We start from the raw sequence: 19884 nt of genomic DNA on the forward strand, positions 1-19884 counted from the left end.
AACGACCAATGGCAAAAACCATCGTAGTTAAGCAGGTCGGTTCGCCGATCCGTCGTCCTCAAGACCAGCGCGCCACTCTGGTGGGTCTGGGTCTGAACAAGATGAACCGCACCCGTGAGCTGGAAGACACTCCGGCGATTCGTGGGATGATCCGCAAGGTCTCCCACATGGTGGAGATCATCGAAGAGCGCGACTAAGCCTTTTTGATCGAAAAAATTGAAAACGCCCTCGGATTTCCGGGGGCGTTTTTGATTATAGTGCGTCGAGGAGCTTTCGCTTTGCCTCAGTGAATTCTTCTTTATCAAGAAGTCCTCTTTCCAGAAGAGCGCCTAACCGTTCAAGTGTTTCCAGTGGGTCACTTGAGAGTCCGTGAGATGATTTGGAAATTGAACTAACGTTCGGTTCTGGTTTCTCTCTCAACAATTTGTTGGCAAGGTCGGCAACAATTGGAACACTTTGTTTTAAACAGTTGTCAATTGTTACGATCCTGCTTCCAAGATCGATCATGATTTTACCTAAAACCCAACCTTGGGATGCAGAAACCGCCTAGACACGATCAAGGCGGATGCTCTGGGTATCTGTCGAGCCAGTCAGCATGGCGCAATCTAACAGCAAAAACCGCTCGTTTGTTAGCGCAATTACCCAGGTGTTAGCTCCAAAATCAAAGGAATTTGACGTATCGGATTGGCTCATGACGCCTGATGTTATTGCCAACACTACCTCTTGTTCCTCTAGGTAGTCGGACAGAACTCGAAATTCTTTTTTTGTTCCGAAGGTGTCAAATGGCACTGAGTTTACGTCACAGATACCTTTCCAGTTTCCTTTTTGTGTGAGGGCTCTGTATTCTTCTAAATCCAACATCTTTCGAAGCCTCGATAAAATATAGCAATAATTGTATATACTTCTAAGGCGTGAGTTGGTCAAAGGAGATGCGCGTTCTGGTTGGCACTTACCTCAGGTGAAATCGCTTACCTTACTGGATGTAGCGGTCCATTCCTCATTAGCCCCCAAATATATCATTCCAAATTCGAATGATTAACATCGCTTCCATCGATATTCGCAAAGTGCATATCTGGGATGCTTTCTTGTGCCTACCGCGCCGAAAACTTCAGCACTAAATGGACCGCATGAACAGATAATGCGCGTCAAGCCGAAGTGGCGCATCGGCACTTGAAGGATAAACTCATGCAACATGCTCCATCTCTGCACATCGAAGCCGTAGACATCGTAGGCCGTTTCTCCCGTCTGGTTGAGAATTGGCTCCTGACCCGTAAGCGCGACGCGTCTTACGCCAAGACTGTCAAAGAGCTGAACAAGCTGACCAACCGCGAACTGGCTGACATTGGCCTGAACCGCGGTGACATCGAAGATGTGGCGCGCAAAGGCGCTCTGGCCCTGTAAGATACAGGACAGCCAGACACTCCCCAAAAGCCTCGGAGATTGCTCCGGGGCTTTTTTGCGTTTGGCAGGAATTTGCAAAACCTTGTCCTGGATGCATAGGAGATAGTCGCTTGCCAATGTTGAAAGGGTCGCGGCGGGGACCTTTATCTGTGGGGTAACACAGACCCACATATGACTGACACACAACCGCGCTATCCGAAGGTGGATTGGCGCCCCAAGGAGGACTTGTCTGATGGCCTATTTGAACACCCCACACTCGCGCAGCATTGGTATGGGCGCCCGCATCTATGATGCCTGGTCCACCTATCGCGCGGAGCACCGCCAAAACGCCCTGTACCGTGAGACCACGCGGCAGCTGGGCGGGTTGAGTGACCGGCAGCTGGACGACATTGGCGTGTCTCGCCATGACATCGAAAAGCTGGCGCGGGACCAAACGATTTCACGCTAAAGGTTCCCAGCTTTGAATACGGAAAGCCTCGGCAATTGCCGGGGCTTTTTGCTTTCTGAGAGGTAAAGAGCCATGACAAAGATGCATATCGGACAGATCAATCTGGCAATTGTTGGCGCTAACGGTCGGGGCTATGTTGAGGGCACCAGAAGGTAAAACAGAAAATCGCCGAAAAATACGTTTCGGCACAGATAGATAAGGAGCCACCATCATGGCATTTGTTCAAACCGCTCAGACCGCCCGCATCGACCTTTTTGCAACCCTGCGTGCGTCCATTGAAGAGTTCAAAGCAGCCCGTGTGCTGCGTCAGAAATACAAATCCACCGTTCGGGAATTGGCCCGGATGAGTGACCGCGAGTTGGCCGATATTGGCGTCAACCGCTACGACATCAAAGGCATCGCCAAAGCCCACGTGTACGGCTAAGTGACCTAAGACATCGATTGTAACGCCCCTGCCTGATCCGCAGGGGCGTTTTGTCTTTCAGGTGGACTGGGAGAGTGCCGGCATTACTCAGGCATCGGGCTGGGTGCATAAACCGCTTCTCCAGAAGGCAACCCCTTGAGGGAGAAAGTGCCGACTTGACGTGTTCTGGGCACCAAGTTCGCTGCGGCATGTGACATCAAAATTGGGCACTCTGTTTGGGCACATAGGCTTTCAATACGGGCCGCCAGGTTCACAGCTGGGCCCATGACTGTGAAGTCCAGCCGCTTTTCGCTGCCTACATTGCCGTAAAGCACTTCGCCGACGTTCAGGCCTATGCCAAAACGCAAGGTGTCGGTTTGGTGGCTGCTCGCAGCTTGGGCGGCCCGCAGGGCGCGGGCGACCGCGTCTTGTTGGCCTGCCGAAGCGGGAAAGATGGCCAACACCGCGTCCCCCATGAACTTAAGGATCTCACCGCTCTCCGAGGTCACCGTCGCGTCCATGACCTCAAAGAAGGTATTGGCGATGGCGACCGCCTGCTCCGGGTCACGCTCGACGTTGAGCTGGGTCCAGCCGCGCAGATCGCTGATCAGGATGGCGGCATCGATGATGTCGACGTGACCGCGGGTGATTTCACCGGCCAAAACCCGCTGGGCTGTGTGTTTGCCCAGGTAGGCCTCGCTCACGGCGGAAGAGAGTGTGGTGAGGCGTAATACTTCGATAAAGGGCGCAAGTTGCGCGGCGATGGTGTCGAATCCCGCGAGGTCGGGGGGTGTAAATCCGCCAGCGTGGCGGGTTGTGAGGGTCATGACGGCGGTAACGCGGTCCCCAAACAGGACAGGGAGCGCATAATAGTCGCTGCCACCTTGGGCACGCAGCTCGTGCAGGACCTCGTGATGGTCGGGAGCCAACGCGGACAGGTTTTGGCGAAAGGGTTTGCGGGATTGCGAGACGGTGGTCATCGGGCTGCCCGCATAGCCGCCGCGCGTCTCCAGCCCGTGGGTGCTTTCGACGACGGGTTTGGGGCCGGTGTCGTTCTCCCAGGTGGTGCCCACCGCGGCAAGCAACGGGTGCAGAGTGCGCATGGCAAAACGCAGACGCCAGACTGGGGCGTTTGCTTGCGCCAGCTGTGCGCCGAGCTGTTGGGTCAGATCGTCGAGGGTTTTGGCGGCGGCGGCGTTTGTCAGGAGCCAGTCGGTGAGGGTTTGGGGGGACCAAGGCATAGGGGGAGTTTAGTGGGGATTGGGCGGAAGGTAAAAGCGTTGGCCGCCTAGATCAAACGGAGTTTCCGCGAGGATCGAATTGTGGCCTCACGCTTTAGGTTGGGCTTTCTACGCAGTGAACAATTATTGCATGTGGCGCGTGCAGTTGAGACACTCAGTTGAACACTGAGCCGTCTTTAGCCTTTCTGACAGTCTGACGCGCGGGACGGTCGCTCTGCGGTTCCGCCCTAATTCCGCCAAGAATCATCACTACTTTCAAAACCTAGTAGATTGTTAGTGAAAAAGGGTTGGAAATTGCCATTCGTTTTTTATGCCTTGGGCCTAGCGCTCTGGTTCGGCTTTTGGGTGCTGGTTTTCCGTGTGTTGAGCAGAATGCGAACAGCTGCAGCTGTTGGACGCGCGCTCTCGGATTTCAACTTCAGCCCGCGTGAGGTCTACAACGAAAGTCTCAAAGCGATGGAGCGCCACGCAGACGTCTGGCGGAATGCCGTGTTGGGCGAGAGGCCTGGCAAGACCCAGGGTGATGTATCAGACGAACCTCTCGCTGCCCTTTTCTTTTTTGTGAACCGATTGAGCCCTGAAGGGCTGGGCGAATTGAAGCCGGATTGGTTCTTGAGCCAGCGCCTTAAACCGATCCCGTCCGTTGAGCTTCACGCAATCCGGTTTTTTTGCGCGTGTGCCGAACTTTCGGATAAGGAGTTTCAAAAGGTTCGCCGCCGGATGTTGCGCCGACAGCGGGGCGAGGCGGACAAAATCCGGTCAACTTGGCGCGGTCGCATTTCCTCCCGCATGGAAAGGATTGCGCAGACAAAGGCGGATCATGAGGAAGGACGCGATCAGGCCAAACTGTGGCTGCAAGAGCGCGCCAGCCCCGTTCGAGATCAGGATCTGACCAACTGGCTGTGTGCGCAAAGCCCGGACGTGTGGCACGAGTTGAGCATCGGCGTCGAGTGGATGGGCGACGGCGCAGCCGAGCTTGTGCCGTTTGTCGAATGGCTGGTCGCGCAGCCGGAGTTGGACCGAAGTACGGCGCTATTGCTCTTGGCGCAAGCGGTTGGCGAAGGAATCGACGCAGAACCCTACGAGCAACATGACTGCGCACGCAACCAGGCCTGGATGAAGACCTTGCACGAAGGGCTGAAGACTGCATTTTATACTCAGATTCAATTGGCCATCCCGCCTGCAGGGAGACAAATGGTCGAGGCCTTGTTCGAACCTGAACACGCAAGTGGTTGGAAGCTGCCACATGTGGATTTGGATAAGATTCCAACTCGGCCACGCCACTCCGAGTGGGTTTTCATTGACAACCATCCGGTGGAAAGCTTCGAAGCTTGGAAAGACCGCCGCTTCGCTTAAGCTGTGATAGAGTGCTCCGCCCGTGAAATGCATCGTACACGTCTAGCTCAGCGCTCGGCCCGCGCAGCATCTTCCACATTGCAAAGCGCTGCCCAAGGGTCTATACGCCCCCGGTGGCGTTTTGCGCCCCGAGAATCAAAATCAAGAAAAGCCGTGTTTGGCCCGATACGCTTCGTGGGTCAGTTCCGGCAAGGAGAAGCGATATGAAACTGCACGAACTGCGCGACAATCCTGGCGCAACTAAGAAACGCATGCGCGTTGGCCGTGGCCCCGGTTCCGGTAAAGGTAAAATGGGTGGCCGTGGTATCAAAGGTCAGAAATCCCGTTCGGGTGTGGCGATCAACGGCTACGAAGGTGGCCAAATGCCTTTGTACCAGCGCCTGCCAAAGCGCGGCTTCAACAAGCCAAACCGCAAGGCATATGCTGTTGTAAACCTGGGCCTGATCCAGAAGTTCGTCGACGAGAAGAAGCTGGACGCCTCTGCCGCGATCACCGAAGAAGCCCTGGTTGCTTCCGGTCTGGTGCGCCGCGTTAAAGACGGCATCCGCGTTCTGGCAAAAGGCGAAGTTTCCGCCAAGCTGAACATCGAAGTGACCGGCGCCTCCAAAGCAGCTGTTGAAGCTGTCGAAAAAGCGGGCGGCTCTCTGACGGTCAAAACCGCGCCAGCGGCTGAATAAGAGGTTGTGAGCGGGCACAGACCCGCTTACATAATCTTCCAAGTTTTCCTAACGCCGCCAAACCGGGAAACGGTTCTGGCGGCGTTTCCAGTCTAAGAGAGATCCTAAATGGTATCTGCAGCAGAGCAAATGGCGGCCAACACCAGCTGGGCCGCGCTTGGTAAAGCCACCGATCTGCGCAATCGCATCCTGTTCACACTGGCATTGCTGATTGTCTATCGTCTTGGCACATGGATTCCGGTGCCGGGCATCGACGGCGTTGCCCTCCGTGAATTTATGGAAGAGGCGGGCGCAGGCATTGGCGGCATCCTGTCCATGTTCACCGGCGGTGCGCTGGGACGTATGGGGATCTTTGCTCTGGGCATCATGCCGTACATCTCGGCCAGCATTATTGTTCAGCTTCTTGGCTCGATGGTTCCTGCGTTGGAACAGCTCAAGAAAGAAGGCGAGCAAGGCCGCAAAAAGATGAACCAATACACCCGCTACGGCACGGTGGCATTGGCAACGCTGCAGGCCTATGGCCTCGCGGTCAGCCTGGAGGCCGGTGAGCTGGTCACCGATCCGGGTATGTTCTTCCGCTTCAGCTGCCTTGTGACGCTGGTGGGTGGCACCATGTTCCTGATGTGGCTGGGTGAGCAGATCACCGCACGCGGCATCGGCAACGGCATCTCCCTGATCATCTTTGTGGGCATCGTGGCCGAACTGCCAGCCGCTCTGGCACAGTTCTTTGTGTCTGGCCGCACCGGCGCGATCAGCGAAGCGGTGATTGTGGCCGTGATCTTCATGGTCATCGCAACCATCGCCTTTGTGGTCTTCATGGAGCGGGCGCTGCGTAAGATCCACATTCAATACCCACGTCGTCAGGTGGGCATGAAAGTCTATGACGGGGGCTCTTCGCACCTGCCGGTGAAAGTGAACCCAGCGGGCGTGATCCCGGCGATCTTCGCCAGCTCCCTGCTGTTGCTGCCAACCACCATTGCGACCTTCTCCGGTAGCCAAACCGGCCCAATCATGTCGACCCTGCTGGCCTACTTTGGCCCAGGACAGCCGCTGTATCTGCTGTTCTTCGTGTCCATGATTGTGTTCTTTGCCTACTTCTACACCTTCAACGTCAGCTTCAAACCTGACGATGTGGCCGACAACCTGAAAAACCAGAACGGCTTTGTTCCGGGCATCCGTCCGGGCAAGCGCACCGCAGAATACCTTGAGTATGTGGTCAACCGTATCCTGGTTCTGGGTTCTGCATATCTTGCGGCAGTCTGTCTCCTTCCGGAGATCCTGCGTGGACAATTTGCGATCCCGTTCTACTTTGGCGGCACCTCGGTTCTGATTGTGGTTTCCGTGACCATGGACACCATCCAGCAAGTTCAGAACCATCTGCTGGCGCACCAGTACGAAGGGCTTATTGAAAAGTCCCAGCTGTCTGGTAAAGGCCGGAACAAACGCAAACGCAAAGGACCTGCTCGTCGATGAATATTATTCTGCTTGGCCCGCCCGGTGCCGGTAAAGGAACCCAGGCTGGCCGTCTCGTAGAGAAGCGCGACATGATCCAGCTTTCTACGGGCGACATGCTGCGCGCCGCCAAAACCTCCGGTACGGAGATGGGCAAGAAGGTTGCCGAGGTCATGGATCGTGGGGAGCTGGTCACCGATGAGATCGTGATTGGCCTGATCCGCGAGCAGCTGGAAGGCGACAAAAAGGGCGGTTTCATCTTTGATGGATTCCCGCGCACCCTGGCCCAGGCTGATGCGCTGGCTGAGTTGCTGGAAGACTGCGGCGAGAAGCTCGACGCTGTGATCGAGATGCAGGTGAATGATGAGGTTCTGGTCGAGCGCATCATCAACCGCGCCAAAGAGGCGGTCGCCAACGGTGGTGAAGCCCGTGCAGACGACAACGCAGAAAGCCTGAAGGTGCGCTTGATGGCGTACTACAAGCAGACCGCGCCGTTGATTGGCTACTACCACGCCAAAGGCAACCTGACCTCTATTGACGGTCTGGCGTCGATGGATGAGGTTGAGGCCTCTGTGGCAGGCGTTTTGGGGTAAGCCCAGCCTGTGAGAGTTTGAGATCGGAGCGCCCTTGGGCGCTCCGTTTCGTTTTGGGGTTAGGCGGTTTGATTGTTCTGTAGTGTGAACAAAGAACGGGCCGCATGGACGAACCCGAACAGTGCCATTTGTGATATGTAAAAAATCAGAAGAACGGGAGGCCACAGTAAGCTCTCATTGTAGCCGATCTGTTCAATAGCAATGCAAAAATAGCTTATTGGTCCAGTCGCCAATGCTCCAAAGCCAAAGAATGCTAAGAGTAACTTGGCGGAAGTCGTTGTTTCCGGAAAGGCTTGATTGCGAACAAAGGCAGACGTGAATTTTAGGCGTTCTTTGTTACTTTGCACCTGACGTGAACACCATATCCCGAAATAGATGAGCAGGAACGAAATTGAGAGCATCAGATAGAAGCTATTTGTTGTCCAGAGGACAAAAAAAGCGATGATCACAATCGCATTGCCCGAGAGGTTTAGTTTCAATCCGAGATCGCCCCGCATTCCGACTATGTACATTGGTTCCCTCTCTCTTAGTCTCCTCGTGACGCTAGTTCGCGTTAGAGTAGAGCTGAAGGGGGTGCCGCCTAGGGGCTGAAAAGAGTGTCCTGTACGACACGAAACCGGAACCTCTTCAAGTGGCTTGTGGAGGTGTTCCGTTGTGGGAATGCTAAGCCGTCGTGCCGCGTAACAGGCACAGGATCTATGAGAGAAGTGTGCCGTCGCACGTGGTGTCTTGACACCCCACCTAATCCCCCCTAAATCACCCCATCTCTTAACGGAGAATCAATTCTTTGCGCGTGGGTCGCACCCATGTTGCAAGACCACCTGATCAGCTGAGGCCCGATCGCTTGCTAGCGTCGGGCTTACGTTGTGAAAAAAGGTTCCGGAGCTACGGAACCGCAACGAAAAGGAAAGTGACACGTGGCACGTATTGCCGGCGTTAACATCCCGACCCACAAACGGGTCCCGATCGCCCTGACTTATATCACTGGCATTGGTCCAGCATCCGCCAAAGAAATCTGCGAGAGCGTGAAGATCGACGAAACCCGTCGTATCAACGAGCTGTCTGACGCAGAAGTTCTGGCTATCCGTGAGCACATCGATGCGACCTACACCGTTGAAGGTGACCTGCGTCGTGAAGTGCAGATGAACATCAAACGTCTGATGGACCTGGGCTGCTACCGTGGTCTGCGCCATCGTCGTAACCTCCCGGTGCGCGGTCAGCGTACCCACACCAACGCACGTACCCGTAAAGGTCCTGCGAAGCCGATTGCCGGCAAGAAGAAGTAAGGGAGGGTTTGATCAATGGCACGCGATAAGACTCGTACGAAGAAAAAAGAGCGTAAGAACATCGCCTCTGGTGTTGCGCACGTGAACTCTTCGTTCAACAACACCAAGATCCTGATCTCTGACGTTCAGGGCAACGCGATTTCCTGGTCCTCTGCTGGCACCATGGGTTTCAAGGGCTCCCGTAAGTCCACCCCATATGCTGCTCAGATGGCGGCGGAAGATGCAGGCAAGAAAGCACAGGATCACGGCGTGAAAACGCTGGAAGTGGAAGTTCAGGGTCCAGGTTCTGGCCGTGAATCCGCACTGCGCGCTCTGGCTGCTATCGGTTTCAACATCACCTCTATCCGTGATGTAACACCAATCGCACACAACGGCTGCCGCCCACCAAAGCGCCGCCGCGTTTAAGCGACATTTCTACTGGCTGGGGCCGCGTGTTTTGCACGGCCCCAGTTCGTCATTTTGAAACCTCGGGCGTCTGGTTCTTTTGGAACATGGGAACTGGACAAGAATGGAGGGACGCATGATCCACAAGAATTGGGCAGAATTGATCAAGCCTACACAGCTAGAAGTGAAGCCAGGCAACGACCCTGCGCGCCAAGCCACTGTTGTGGCAGAGCCGCTGGAGCGGGGCTTTGGTCTGACCCTGGGCAACGCGCTGCGCCGCGTTCTGATGAGCTCGCTGCAAGGCGCGGCCATCACCAGCGTACAGATCGACAACGTGCTGCACGAGTTCTCCAGCGTTGCTGGTGTGCGTGAAGACGTGACCGACATCATCCTGAACCTGAAGGGCGTGTCCCTGCGCATGGAAGTGGAAGGCCCTAAGCGTCTTTCGATCAATGCGAAAGGTCCGGGTGCCGTGACTGCTGGCGACATCAGCGACAGCGCGGGCATTGAAGTTCTGAACAAAGATCACGTGATCTGCCACCTTGACGATGGCGCCGACCTCTATGTCGAGCTGACCGTCAACACCGGCAAAGGCTACGTGTCTGCGGACAAGAACAAGCCAGAAGATGCACCTATTGGTCTGATCCCAATCGATGCGATCTACTCTCCGGTGAAGCGCGTGTCTTATGACGTGCAGCCAACCCGTGAAGGTCAGGTTCTGGACTATGACAAGCTGACCATGAAAATCGACACCGATGGCTCCATCACGCCGGAAGACGCCGTGGCCTTCGCCGCGCGTATCCTGCAGGATCAACTGTCGATCTTCGTGAACTTCGATGAGCCAGAATCTGCGGGCCGTCAGGAAGAGGACGATGGTCTCGAGTTCAACCCGCTTCTGCTGAAGAAAGTGGACGAGTTGGAACTGTCCGTACGCTCTGCGAACTGCCTGAAGAACGACAACATCGTTTACATCGGCGATCTGATCCAGAAGACCGAAGCAGAGATGCTGCGCACACCGAACTTCGGCCGCAAGTCTCTGAACGAGATCAAAGAAGTGCTGTCCGGCATGGGCCTGCACCTCGGCATGGATGTCGAGGACTGGCCACCAGACAACATCGAAGATCTGGCCAAGAAGTTCGAAGACAACTTCTAAGTCTTGCAAGATTTGAGCGGGTCGCGTAGGTGCCCCGCTCAACCAATGCCCGGACCTGCCGGGGAAAATATGGGCTTCCGCCCCAAGGTGAACCGGTGACACGCATCACTGGTCTGACAAAGCAAAACGCGAATTAGGAGAAATCAAATGCGTCATGCTCGTGGCTATCGCCGCCTGAACCGTACTCACGAACACCGTAAAGCCCTGTTTGCCAACATGGCGGGTTCCTTGATCGAACACGAACAGATCAAAACCACCCTTCCAAAGGCAAAAGAACTGCGTCCGATCGTTGAAAAACTGATCACGCTGGCCAAACGTGGTGACCTGCACGCGCGTCGTCAGGCAGCGGCTCGTCTGAAAGAAGACCAGTACGTTGCAAAACTGTTTGACGTTCTGGGCCCACGCTACGCAGAGCGTAAAGGTGGTTACATCCGCATCATGAAAGCCGGCTTCCGCTATGGTGACATGGCGCCAATGGCGATCATCGAATTTGTGGATCGTGACGTTGATGCAAAAGGCGCGGCCGACAAGGCTCGCGTGGCAGCTGAAGAAGCCGCCGAAGAATAAATCTCCATCTGGATCAACCAGATGCCTGGACCCCTGCCAGAATGGCGGGGGTCTTTTTCGTTCCAGGGTATACCTGAGGCAACCCGTCACATTTTGGATCCAAAAACTCAGCACTACCTCTGTGAGGAAATGCAAAAGGTGCCGCAATGACGACCTCTCCCCAAGCTCCTGTTTTCTTTTGCCATGGCGTGCCCGGTTGCCCGCAGGATGCGGCATTTTTGGCAACGAACGGCCGTGTGGTTGTGGCGCCAAACCTGCTTGCGTGTGAGGGTTCCGCGCCGTTGGAACATTTGGCGTCTACGTTTGGTGCGGCTGTGGCTCAAAATGGCGGGCAGGCGTTCCATGTGGTTGGGTTTTCGATTGGGGCCATGGCGGCGTTACGCTTAGCGGCTGAGCGCCCGAAGCAGGTTGCGCGAGTGACAGTAGTGTCGCCAGCAGCGCCTTTGCAGCTGGGAGAGTTCCTGCCGGACATGGCAGGTGCGCCGGTGTTTAAGTTGGCTATGAAGCGTCCGCGTGTGTTGCGGATGCTGACGGCCGCGCAGGGCTTACTGGCGCGCAATGTGCCCGGAATGTTGATCAAACAGTTGTTTGCCAAATGTGGGGTGCAGGAACGGGCTTTGTTGGCGGACCCGCAGTTTGTGACAGCTTTGACCGAAGGCATGCGCAACAGCTTTGTCACGCACCGGGCAGGGTATCTTGCGTATCTGGCGGCCTATGTTGCCGACTGGTCTGACGTGTTGCGCAATGTTCAAGCGCCGGTCGAGATATGGCACGGGGACAAAGACACCTGGGCGCCGTTGAAGATGGCCGACGCGATCAAGGACCTAGTGCCTTCGTCTTGTGTGCTTCATGTGGTGCCGAATGGGGAGCACTATTCCACGTTGAAAGCGGTGCGGTTGGGCTAGCGTTCCGGAGGGGCTCGCGGCATGGTCGCGTCGAGGCAATAGGAGGGGCATTGATGGGTTTTGACGTGATTGTGGTGGGCGCTGGCCTATGGGGCAGTGCCTGTGCGCGGCATTTGGCCGAGATGGGCGTAAAGGTTGCACTGGTGGGACCCTCAGAGCCGACGGATGCCGCGACGCACAGGGGCGTGTTTGGCAGCCATTATGACCAAGCACGGATCACGCGTAGGATGGACAGTCGCATGGATTGGTCTCGGTTCTCGTCCGCGTCCATGGCGCGGTACGCGGACGTCGAAGCACTGGGCAATCGTTGCTTTTTTCATCGTGCAGGCTCTGTGATTGCGGGGCCAGCACAGGGCGAAGGAAGCGACTACACGCGCGCCACACAGCTGAATGGTGAGAAAGAAGGGATCGATTTTGAGGTTCTTTCCGGTGTCGAATTGAATGCAAAGTTTTCTTTCTTTGGGTTTCCGGCGGATATCCACGCGCTGTTTGAGCCGGATGGTGGTTGGATCGATCCGCGCGCGCATGTGGCTGCGCAGATTGCAGCGGGACAGGCAAATGGCGTGACCCTGTTGCGAACGGAGGTTTCTCAGGTTGATGAGACCTCAGGCGGCGTGACAGTGACCTGTCGCGATGGTAGCAAACTTGAGAGCGACAAAGTTATCGTGGCAGCGGGTGCGTTCTCAAGAGCTGAAGGCCTGTTGCCGGACGTGCCTGAAATTGCAGTTTTTGCACGCACAATTGCCTTGGTGGAAATTGATGCGGAAGAGCAGGCGCGGCTGCGAGACATGCCTTCTACCATCTACATCCTCCCAGATGGTGTGCGCGATATCTATGTATTGCCGCCGGTGGTCTATCCGAATGGCAAAACCTATATCAAGCTGGGCGGCGATCCGGACAACAAAGAGCTAAACTCTCTCTCTGAGATGAAAGACTGGTTCCGCAGCGGCGGGAACGCGGATGTCGGGGCGTATCTATTGGAGCAGCTTTTGGCGGTTATGCCCGGGCTGCGGTATCAATCCTTGTCTCATGGTGCCTGTGCCACCAGTTTCACCCGCAGTCGTCATCCGTTGATCTATGGTCAGACGGACCGGATTTTTGCGTTGACCGGGGGCAATGGGGCCGGGGCGAAATGCGCGGATGAGATTGGGCGACTGGGGGCGCTCAGGGTGTTGGGTCAGGCGTTGGATGGGCAGGGGTACGGCTCGTCGTTTTTACCGTAGCAGTGCGTTTTAGACGTACACTAGATCATAGACGTAGGACTTTGGACCTTTGCGGTTGACCCATATGCCTTCGGGCGGGGCCTCTGGAGATTGTGGCGTGAGCTGATCCCAGGGGCGGCCCATGATTTCGTCACTGTCAAAGTCGGCGGCAACCCAGCCCAGGACGGCGTGATGTACAATCCAATACGGGCCGTCTTCACGCAGAAAGCCTGTTCTACCACGCTCGTCCGTTGCGCGGGTGAATGTGTAGACCAACCCGTCGAGCTGGCGGTGCAACTCGAAGGCGGTGATTGGTGTGGATTGTTGGTCGTAAGACATGGGGTGATGCTTCCGACGTTGGCGCGCTAAGTCAATGGTTTCGGGCGGATGTCTGCCGTCGCAAGCGGTGGAGTGGCTTGCATTATACAGGACCGCTGCGCATATGCGTCGCACTGAACAATTGAGGATGACGCATGATCCGCGCTGTATTGATTTCCCTCACGCTGGGCCTAGCCACCACGGTGTCGGCAGAGACCAAAGTCCCGCAATCGCAGGCCGAGATTTCGATGGGCTTTGCGCCTTTGGTGAAAGAGGCGGCGCCAGCGGTGGTGAACATTTTTGCCAAGCAGATTGTGCAGGCGCGGCAGACGCCGTTCACCGGCGATCCGTTTTTTGATCAGCTGTTTCGGGGGTTTGGCACGCCGCAGCCGCGGGTGGAGAACTCGCTGGGCTCGGGAGTGATCCTGTCGGAGGACGGCATTGTGGTGTCCAACTATCACGTGGTGGGCATGTCGACTGACATTCGTGTGCAACTCAATGATCGCAGTGAGTACACAGCCGAAGTGCTTCTGGCGGATGAAGAGAGCGATTTGGCCATTCTGAAGCTGAAGGATGCCGAAGGTCTGCCGTTTTTACACTTCCGTGACAGCGACAATGTCGATGTGGGCGAGTTGGTCATGGCGATTGGCAACCCGTTTGGCGTGGGGCAAACCGTGACCAGCGGGATTGTCAGCGGCTTGGCGCGGTCGGGCGTGGCGACGGGCAATGCGCGGGGTTACTTCATTCAGACCGATGCGGCGATCAACCCCGGCAACTCCGGTGGGGCGTTGATTGACATCAATGGCGATCTGATTGGCATCAACACCTCGATCCTGACTCGGTCCGGTGGGTCCAACGGGATTGGTTTTGCTATTCCGACCAATCTGGTGGCGCAGTTCGTGGATCAAGCGCGTGCCGGTTTTGAGGGCTTTCAGCGGCCTTGGGCGGGCATGTTTGGTCAGCCGGTGGATGCGGATATGGCGGAAGGTTTAGGGCTTGACCGTGCCGGTGGTATCGTCGTGTCCGCCATGCATGAAGTCAGCCCATTTTTGGCCGCGGGTGTGGAGGCAGGCGACGTGATCGTGGCGCTGGACGGGCAACCGGTGAACACGCCTGCGGAGATGATTTTCCGCATGTCGGTGGCGGGGCTTGGCAGTGAGGTTGCGGTTGAAACCCTGCGCGACGGTGAGTTGATGACGCGCATGGTGACGATGGATGTGGCGCCGGATGTGCCGAGCCGTGACACCATCGAGACCGGGCGCAAGTCGGCGATCCCGGGCATGGTGATGTCCAATATCAACCCTGCGGTGTTGGGGGAGTTTGGACTTCCGCTGAGCCTGGAAGGTGTTGTGGTAGAAAATCCGGGTGAGATCGGCGCGCGGCTGGGCATTGGGCCAGGAGATGTGTTGCGCGTGATCGACGGCTCAGAGATCCTCACCACAAAAGATGCGGACAAGGCTTTGCGGGATGCGCGCAAGCGGCTTACGTTGGAGGTCCAGCGCGGCACCCAGCGGGTGGTGATGCGCTTTAGACTGTAAGGACTTCTGGGCGCACGATGGCCGACCTTTTTGACACCACACCGGCGGACATTCCTGTCGCGGAACCGAAGGACGAAGCGCCGCGTCCTCTGGCGGATCGGCTACGGCCAAAATCTTTGTCCGAGGTGATTGGGCAGGAGCAGGTGCTGGGCGCAGAAGCGCCTTTGGGCGTGATGCTGTCCTCAGGGTCTTTGTCGTCGCTGATCTTCTGGGGGCCGCCCGGTGTGGGCAAGACCACCATAGCGCGGCTGCTGGCGGATGATACTGAGCTGCATTTTGTGCAGATCAGCGCGATTTTCACTGGTGTGCCGGAACTGCGCAAAGTGTTTGAAGCCGCCAAAGTGCGGCGGTCCAATGGCAAAGGCACGTTGTTGTTTGTGGATGAGATCCACCGCTTCAACAAAGCGCAGCAGGATGGGTTTCTGCCGTACATGGAAGACGGCACTATTCTTCTGGTGGGAGCGACAACGGAAAACCCGTCGTTTGAGCTCAACGCTGCGGTGCTGTCGCGCTCGCAAGTGCTCGTGCTGGAGCGGTTGGCTCTGGGTGATCTGGAGCGCTTGGCGCAGCGGGCTGAGAAAGAGCTGGAAAAGCCCTTGCCGCTGGATGGTCCGGCGCGCGAAGCCTTGTTGGAAATGGCGGATGGTGACGGGCGGGCGTTGCTCAATTTGATTGAGCAGGTCATGGCCTGGAAAGTAGACGGCAAGCTCGACACCGATGCGCTCTCCACACGGCTGATGCGGCGGGCAGCGAAATACGACAAATCTGGCGATGAACATTACAACCTGATTTCGGCGTTGCACAAATCGGTGCGCGGGTCTGATCCGGAAGCGGCACTCTATTGGTATGCGCGGATGCTGGAGGGTGGGGAAGACCCGCGGTTTCTGGCACGACGACTGACCCGGATGGCCTGTGAGGATATTGCTTTGGCCGATCCACAGGCACAGAGTGTGTGCCTCAGTGCCTGGGAAACTTATGAACGGCTAGGCAGTCCCGAAGGGGAGTTGGCGCTGGCGCAGGCGGTGATTTATCTGGCGCTCGCGCCGAAGACCAACGCGGGTTATGCGGCCTATAAGGCAGCGCGGGCTTTGGCGAAGAAAACCGGCTCTGAGCCCCCGCCCAAGCATATCCTAAATGCGCCAACCTCGTTGATGGCAGACCAAGGCTATGGCGACGGTTATCAGTATGACCATGATGCCGAGGACGGGTTTTCGGGGCAGAACTACTTCCCGGAAGGTATCAAGCGGCCGGTGATCTACACGCCGGTGGAGCGCGGGTATGAGCGCGAGTTGAAGCGGCGCATGGAGTATTTTGCCAAGCTGCGCACCAAACGGAACGGGTAGGGGGCAACCCCCGTTGTCATATTGGCGATTCCTCCGAGGTATTTGGGGAAGAAGAAAGCGGTTTTCTTGACATTGCGGGGCAAAGCGCAGAGAGACGCGTGATGGTTTTAAACGTGGCATATGTGGCTTTGGGTGGCGCAGTGGGCGCAGCGTTGCGCTATCTGCTGGGCATCGGTGTGGTGCGGCTGATGGGGCAGGGATTCTGGAATGGCTTCCCGCTGGCGATCATCACCGTGAATGTGATTGGCTCTTTTCTGATGGGGGTCTTTGTGGTGTTGGCAGCGCAGCGCGGCCTGACACATCTGTCGCCTTTGGTGATGACCGGGCTGCTGGGCGGTTTCACAACGTTTTCGGCGTTTTCGCTGGAAACTGTGACGCTGATGGAGCGCGGGGCCTTTGGCGCGGCGGCGTTTTATGTGGCTGTTTCGGTGATTGGCGCGGTGGGCGCGTTGATGCTGGGGATGGCCGTGACGAGAGGATTTCTGGCATGAGCCGGGTAAAGACAGTGACCGTTGCAGACGGTGAAGGCGATCAACGGCTGGACCGGTGGTTCAAGCGCAAGTTTCCCCATGTTGGGCAAGGGCAGATCGAGAAGATGTGCCGCAAGGGCGAGATCCGAGTGGATGGCGGCCGGGTGAAGGCCAATACCCGTGTGGAGGAAGGCCAGAGCATTCGCGTGCCGCCCCTGCCGTTGCCGCATGAGGTGGCGCAGCGGGAAAAGACGCGGGCTGTGACCAAGGTTAGCAAAGCTGACGCCAAAATGATGCTGGACAGCGTGATCTACAAAGATGACGAGATCATCGCGATCAATAAGCCGGCGGGCCTGCCCACGCAGGGCGGCAGCAAGCAAACGCGGCATGTGGATGGTCTGTCTGTGGCGTTACAGTTTGACTATGACGAGAAGCCACGTTTGGTGCATCGGTTGGACAAGGACACCTCTGGGGTGTTGTTGCTGGCGCGCACGCGGGCTGCGGCGAAGGCGCTGACCGAAGCGATGCGGCACAAACAAACCCGCAAGATCTACTGGGCTGTGGTGGCCGGTGTGCCGACGCCGTATCTGGGCGAGATCAAATACGGCTTGGTGAAGGCAGGCGGCCATGGGGCGCGCGGTGAAGGCGAGAAGATGATTGCGGTGCATCCGCGCGAGGTCGAGAACACGCCGGGCGCCAAACGTGCCATTACGCAATACGCGACTTTGTATCGTGTGGCCGGGCGGGCCTCCTGGGTGGCGATGGAGCCGATCACCGGCCGGACGCACCAGCTGCGCGCGCATATGGCGGAAATTGGTCATCCGATTATCGGTGACGGCAAGTATGGAGGTTCCGGTCAGGAAAACCTCGGCGATGGCTGGGGCGCAAAGCTGGGTGGGATGATTTCCAACAAGCTGCACCTGCATGCGCGGTCGATGACGTTTGAGCATCCGGTGACCCGCAAACAGGTGACTGTGACAGCAGAGTTACCGGAGCATATGGCGCACACCTGGGAGACCTTTGGCTGGTCCGAAGATCTCGCAGCAGACGATCCATTTGAGAGCCTGCGCTAGCGCTTTGTCGTCTCCCAAGAGATTTGGCGCGTAAGTGAAGTCGTGGCATGCTGAGGCATTCCGCGACTTTTTTTCTTTTGCACGTAATTTTGAGAGGAGAAGCCTATGCCGGCTGTGTCGTTTTCCCATATTGGCATCACCGTGCCCGATCTGGATCGGGCGGTTGAGTTTTATACCAAAGCCTTTGATCTCTACCTGTTGATGCCGCCTGCCGAGGTTTTGCAGGACAACAGTGCGATTGGCGAGATGTGTGATGATGTGTTTGGCGCAGGATGGGGGCGGTTTCGGATTGCGCATCTGTCCACTGGCGATGGGGTGGGCATTGAGCTGTTTGAGTTTCCCAAGACCGACGACAGCAAGCCGCCGTTTGATTATTGGAAACCGGGGATTTTTCACTTTTGCCTGCAAGACAGCGATCTTGAGGAGCGTGTGAAGCGCATTGAGGCGCTGGGCGGGAAACAGCGGATGCAACAGGTGCGCTACTACTATCCGGATCAGAAGCCCTATCGCATGGTCTATTGTGAGGATCCGTTTGGCAATCTGGTGGAACTCTACAGTCATTCCTATGAGCTGACCTATTCCTCGGGCGCCTACTCCGACGATGCTTGACCTCTGAGCGTGTCCGTGGTGAAGCAAGCGCCACAGAACACGCGGAGGCCAAATGCGGCTCAAACTGGTGATTTTTGATGTGGATGGCACGCTGGTGGATAGCCAGGGGCTGATTGTCGAAGCGATGAACCTTGCCTTTGACGGTGAGGGATTGGCGCCGCCAAGCCGCGAAGACACGCTGTCGATTGTGGGGCTTTCGCTGGATATGGCGATGTTCAAGCTACTGCCAGAGGCGGATGCCGCGCTGCGGGTACGTTTGGTGGACGGCTATAAGCAGGGATACATGCATCGGCGCGCAGAGACAGGTGTGGCCCAGTCATCGCCGTTCTTTGCCGGTGCACGCGATGTTTTGGAGCGGCTGCGAGCGCAGGACGATGTGCTGCTGGGCGTGGCCACGGGCAAGTCGCGGCGCGGGCTCGACAAGTTGATTGAAGGTCATGGCTTGCAGGGCATGTTTGTCACCACGCAGGTGGCCGATGACCATCCGTCCAAACCACATCCGTCGATGATCACAACAGCGCTGGCGGAAACCGGTGTGGATGCGCGGGATGCGTTGATGATTGGCGACACAAGTTACGACATGGAGATGGCCGCCGCCGCCGGTGTGGCTGGCATTGGTGTGGGGTGGGGCTATCACGCGCGGGATGCGCTGGGCGCAGCTCATCGTATCGTTGAGGATTTTGCGGCGTTGGAAAATGCGCTGACACAGATTTGGGAGGGTCAGCCATGAGCGAATGGGCCAAGAAACGATTTTGGAAAGAGACAACCTATGAGGCCACAGAAGGCGGTTACAAAGTGTTGTTGGACGGGCGCGGCGTAAAAACCCCGGCCAAGGCGCCGCTGGTTGTGCCCACCGAGGCGATGGCCAAGGCTGTTGTGGAAGAGTGGGATGCGCAGGACGAGAAAATCGATCCGAGTACCATGCCGGTTACCCGCTCGGTGAATGCGGCCATCGACAAGGTTGCGGTGCAGCACGGTGAAGTGGCGGATATGTTGGCGGAGTACGGTGGCAGCGATTTGGTCTGTTATCGCGCCACAACTCCCGAAGAGTTGATCGCCCGTCAGGCGGCGGCCTGGGACCCGCTTCTGGACTGGGCCGCAGAGACTTTTAACGCCCGATTGAAGCCGGTTGCCGGGGTGATGTTTGAAGCGCAGGACGCTGACGCGCTAAGCAAGCTTAGCGAGAAAACACACGGCTTTGACAACTTCGAGTTGGCCGCGTTCCATGATCTGGTGGGCATCTCCGGATCGCTGATCATCGGATTCGCCGCAACCTGTGATTTGCACCCGATCGAAACGCTTTGGGAACTCTCCCGAATCGACGAGCAATGGCAGGAAGATCAGTGGGGACGCGACGAGGACGCCGCAGAAGAAGCGGAGAAGAAAAGGCAAGCGTTTATGCACGCTTACACCTTCTACAAGCTGAGCAAAGACTGAGCGTTTTGCATGTAAAACAAGGTCAAGA

26 protein-coding genes are annotated in these 19884 nt (G+C 56.9%); 21 read left to right on the forward strand and 5 right to left on the reverse strand.

Features of this window, described 5'->3' with window-relative positions; translation table 11 throughout:
• Positions 1-8: 8 nt before the first annotated feature.
• Entirely contained in the window at positions 9-197 is a 189-nt protein-coding gene (gene rpmD / locus MK208_RS09440; RefSeq protein WP_058238294.1) for a 50S ribosomal protein L30, read from the forward strand.
• A gap of 55 nt (positions 198-252) precedes the next feature.
• Here rpmD and MK208_RS09445 read toward each other — a convergent pair whose 3' ends face one another.
• Together MK208_RS09445 and MK208_RS09450 are read right to left on the reverse strand one after the other, a co-directional pair.
• A complete protein-coding gene (locus MK208_RS09445) occupies positions 253-507 on the reverse strand; it encodes an SHOCT domain-containing protein (RefSeq protein ID WP_294116176.1) in 255 nt (84 codons plus the stop codon).
• Between the two features lie 39 nt (positions 508-546).
• Positions 547-861, reverse strand: a complete 315-nt coding sequence (locus MK208_RS09450) for a PH domain-containing protein (protein WP_294116177.1) — start codon at positions 859-861, stop codon at positions 547-549.
• Between the two features lie 324 nt (positions 862-1185).
• Here MK208_RS09450 and MK208_RS09455 point away from each other — a divergent pair, with 324 nt between their 5' ends.
• The 3 genes from MK208_RS09455 (at position 1186) to MK208_RS09465 (ending at position 2273) form a co-directional block, all read left to right on the forward strand.
• Positions 1186-1401 (forward strand): DUF1127 domain-containing protein, encoded by a 216-nt coding sequence (locus MK208_RS09455; RefSeq protein WP_294116178.1) that lies wholly within the window; start codon positions 1186-1188, stop codon positions 1399-1401.
• A gap of 232 nt (positions 1402-1633) precedes the next feature.
• Entirely contained in the window at positions 1634-1849 is a 216-nt protein-coding gene (locus tag MK208_RS09460; RefSeq protein ID WP_294116179.1) for a DUF1127 domain-containing protein, read from the forward strand.
• A 211-nt stretch (positions 1850-2060) separates the two neighbouring features.
• Complete coding sequence (locus MK208_RS09465) at positions 2061-2273, forward strand: DUF1127 domain-containing protein (RefSeq protein ID WP_294116180.1); 213 nt, start codon at positions 2061-2063, stop codon at positions 2271-2273.
• An 83-nt stretch (positions 2274-2356) separates the two neighbouring features.
• Here the strand turns inward: MK208_RS09465 and MK208_RS09470 are convergent, their stop codons facing one another.
• The gene (locus tag MK208_RS09470) at positions 2357-3493 is read right to left on the reverse strand and encodes an adenylate/guanylate cyclase domain-containing protein (RefSeq protein WP_294116182.1); all 1137 of its coding nucleotides are present in this window, start codon (positions 3491-3493) and stop codon (positions 2357-2359) included.
• A gap of 372 nt (positions 3494-3865) precedes the next feature.
• On the opposite strand from MK208_RS09470, the gene MK208_RS09475 reads away from it, so the two are divergent.
• The 4 genes from MK208_RS09475 to MK208_RS09490 all read left to right on the forward strand — a co-directional run bounded on the left by MK208_RS09475 (position 3866) and on the right by MK208_RS09490 (position 7571).
• Entirely contained in the window at positions 3866-4849 is a 984-nt protein-coding gene (locus tag MK208_RS09475; protein ID WP_294116183.1) for a hypothetical protein, read from the forward strand.
• A 203-nt stretch (positions 4850-5052) separates the two neighbouring features.
• Complete coding sequence (gene rplO / locus MK208_RS09480) at positions 5053-5526, forward strand: 50S ribosomal protein L15 (RefSeq protein WP_294116184.1); 474 nt, start codon at positions 5053-5055, stop codon at positions 5524-5526.
• A gap of 108 nt (positions 5527-5634) precedes the next feature.
• Positions 5635-6999: a preprotein translocase subunit SecY gene (gene secY / locus MK208_RS09485; RefSeq protein ID WP_294116186.1), complete on the forward strand. Its 1365-nt coding sequence runs from the start codon at positions 5635-5637 to the stop codon at positions 6997-6999.
• A complete protein-coding gene (locus MK208_RS09490; RefSeq protein WP_294116188.1) occupies positions 6996-7571 on the forward strand; it encodes an adenylate kinase in 576 nt (191 codons plus the stop codon). Before secY ends, MK208_RS09490 begins: the two co-directional genes overlap by 4 nt.
• A 59-nt stretch (positions 7572-7630) precedes the next feature.
• Here the strand turns inward: MK208_RS09490 and MK208_RS09495 are convergent, their stop codons facing one another.
• A complete protein-coding gene (locus MK208_RS09495) occupies positions 7631-8068 on the reverse strand; it encodes a hypothetical protein (RefSeq protein WP_294116189.1) in 438 nt (145 codons plus the stop codon).
• 420 nt (positions 8069-8488) lie between these two features.
• On the opposite strand from MK208_RS09495, the gene rpsM reads away from it, so the two are divergent.
• From rpsM to MK208_RS09525, 6 genes are all read left to right on the forward strand, one after another.
• A complete protein-coding gene (rpsM, locus tag MK208_RS09500; RefSeq protein ID WP_294116191.1) occupies positions 8489-8857 on the forward strand; it encodes a 30S ribosomal protein S13 in 369 nt (122 codons plus the stop codon).
• 15 nt (positions 8858-8872) lie between these two features.
• Positions 8873-9262 (forward strand): 30S ribosomal protein S11, encoded by a 390-nt coding sequence (gene rpsK / locus MK208_RS09505; protein ID WP_093325885.1) that lies wholly within the window; start codon positions 8873-8875, stop codon positions 9260-9262.
• A gap of 115 nt (positions 9263-9377) precedes the next feature.
• Positions 9378-10394: a DNA-directed RNA polymerase subunit alpha gene (locus MK208_RS09510; RefSeq protein WP_294116193.1), complete on the forward strand. Its 1017-nt coding sequence runs from the start codon at positions 9378-9380 to the stop codon at positions 10392-10394.
• A gap of 147 nt (positions 10395-10541) precedes the next feature.
• The gene (gene rplQ / locus MK208_RS09515; RefSeq protein WP_209064880.1) at positions 10542-10961 is read left to right on the forward strand and encodes a 50S ribosomal protein L17; all 420 of its coding nucleotides are present in this window, start codon (positions 10542-10544) and stop codon (positions 10959-10961) included.
• 146 nt (positions 10962-11107) lie between these two features.
• The gene (locus tag MK208_RS09520; RefSeq protein ID WP_294116194.1) at positions 11108-11866 is read left to right on the forward strand and encodes an alpha/beta hydrolase; all 759 of its coding nucleotides are present in this window, start codon (positions 11108-11110) and stop codon (positions 11864-11866) included.
• Between the two features lie 53 nt (positions 11867-11919).
• Positions 11920-13089, forward strand: coding sequence for an FAD-dependent oxidoreductase (locus MK208_RS09525; RefSeq protein WP_294116196.1), 1170 nt, complete (start codon positions 11920-11922; stop codon positions 13087-13089).
• A 9-nt stretch (positions 13090-13098) separates the two neighbouring features.
• On the opposite strand, the gene MK208_RS09530 is transcribed toward MK208_RS09525, so the two are convergent.
• Positions 13099-13407: a hypothetical protein gene (locus MK208_RS09530; RefSeq protein ID WP_294116198.1), complete on the reverse strand. Its 309-nt coding sequence runs from the start codon at positions 13405-13407 to the stop codon at positions 13099-13101.
• A gap of 134 nt (positions 13408-13541) precedes the next feature.
• On the opposite strand from MK208_RS09530, the gene MK208_RS09535 reads away from it, so the two are divergent.
• The 7 genes from MK208_RS09535 to MK208_RS09565 all read left to right on the forward strand — a co-directional run bounded on the left by MK208_RS09535 (position 13542) and on the right by MK208_RS09565 (position 19856).
• Positions 13542-14924, forward strand: a complete 1383-nt coding sequence (locus MK208_RS09535) for a trypsin-like peptidase domain-containing protein (protein ID WP_294116199.1) — start codon at positions 13542-13544, stop codon at positions 14922-14924.
• Positions 14925-14941: 17 nt separating this feature from the next.
• Complete coding sequence (locus MK208_RS09540) at positions 14942-16267, forward strand: replication-associated recombination protein A (RefSeq protein ID WP_294116200.1); 1326 nt, start codon at positions 14942-14944, stop codon at positions 16265-16267.
• 101 nt (positions 16268-16368) lie between these two features.
• The gene (crcB, locus tag MK208_RS09545) at positions 16369-16758 is read left to right on the forward strand and encodes a fluoride efflux transporter CrcB (protein WP_294116202.1); all 390 of its coding nucleotides are present in this window, start codon (positions 16369-16371) and stop codon (positions 16756-16758) included.
• Complete coding sequence (locus tag MK208_RS09550; protein WP_294116203.1) at positions 16755-17810, forward strand: RluA family pseudouridine synthase; 1056 nt, start codon at positions 16755-16757, stop codon at positions 17808-17810. Before crcB ends, MK208_RS09550 begins: the two co-directional genes overlap by 4 nt.
• A gap of 105 nt (positions 17811-17915) precedes the next feature.
• Positions 17916-18419 carry a lactoylglutathione lyase family protein gene (locus tag MK208_RS09555; protein WP_294116204.1) on the forward strand — a complete coding sequence of 168 codons (504 nt, stop codon included), beginning with the start codon at positions 17916-17918 and terminating at the stop codon, positions 18417-18419.
• Positions 18420-18471: 52 nt separating this feature from the next.
• On the forward strand, positions 18472-19149 hold the full coding sequence (locus MK208_RS09560; RefSeq protein WP_294116205.1) for an HAD-IA family hydrolase: 678 nt from the start codon (positions 18472-18474) through the stop codon (positions 19147-19149).
• On the forward strand, positions 19146-19856 hold the full coding sequence (locus MK208_RS09565) for an ATP12 family protein (protein WP_294116207.1): 711 nt from the start codon (positions 19146-19148) through the stop codon (positions 19854-19856). The genes MK208_RS09560 and MK208_RS09565 overlap by 4 nt, the downstream gene beginning before the upstream one ends.
• The last annotated feature ends 28 nt before the right edge of the window (positions 19857-19884 follow it).

The sequence above is a fragment of the Shimia sp. genome, from assembly GCF_022448905.1.
In the GTDB taxonomy this organism is placed as follows: domain Bacteria; phylum Pseudomonadota; class Alphaproteobacteria; order Rhodobacterales; family Rhodobacteraceae; genus Shimia.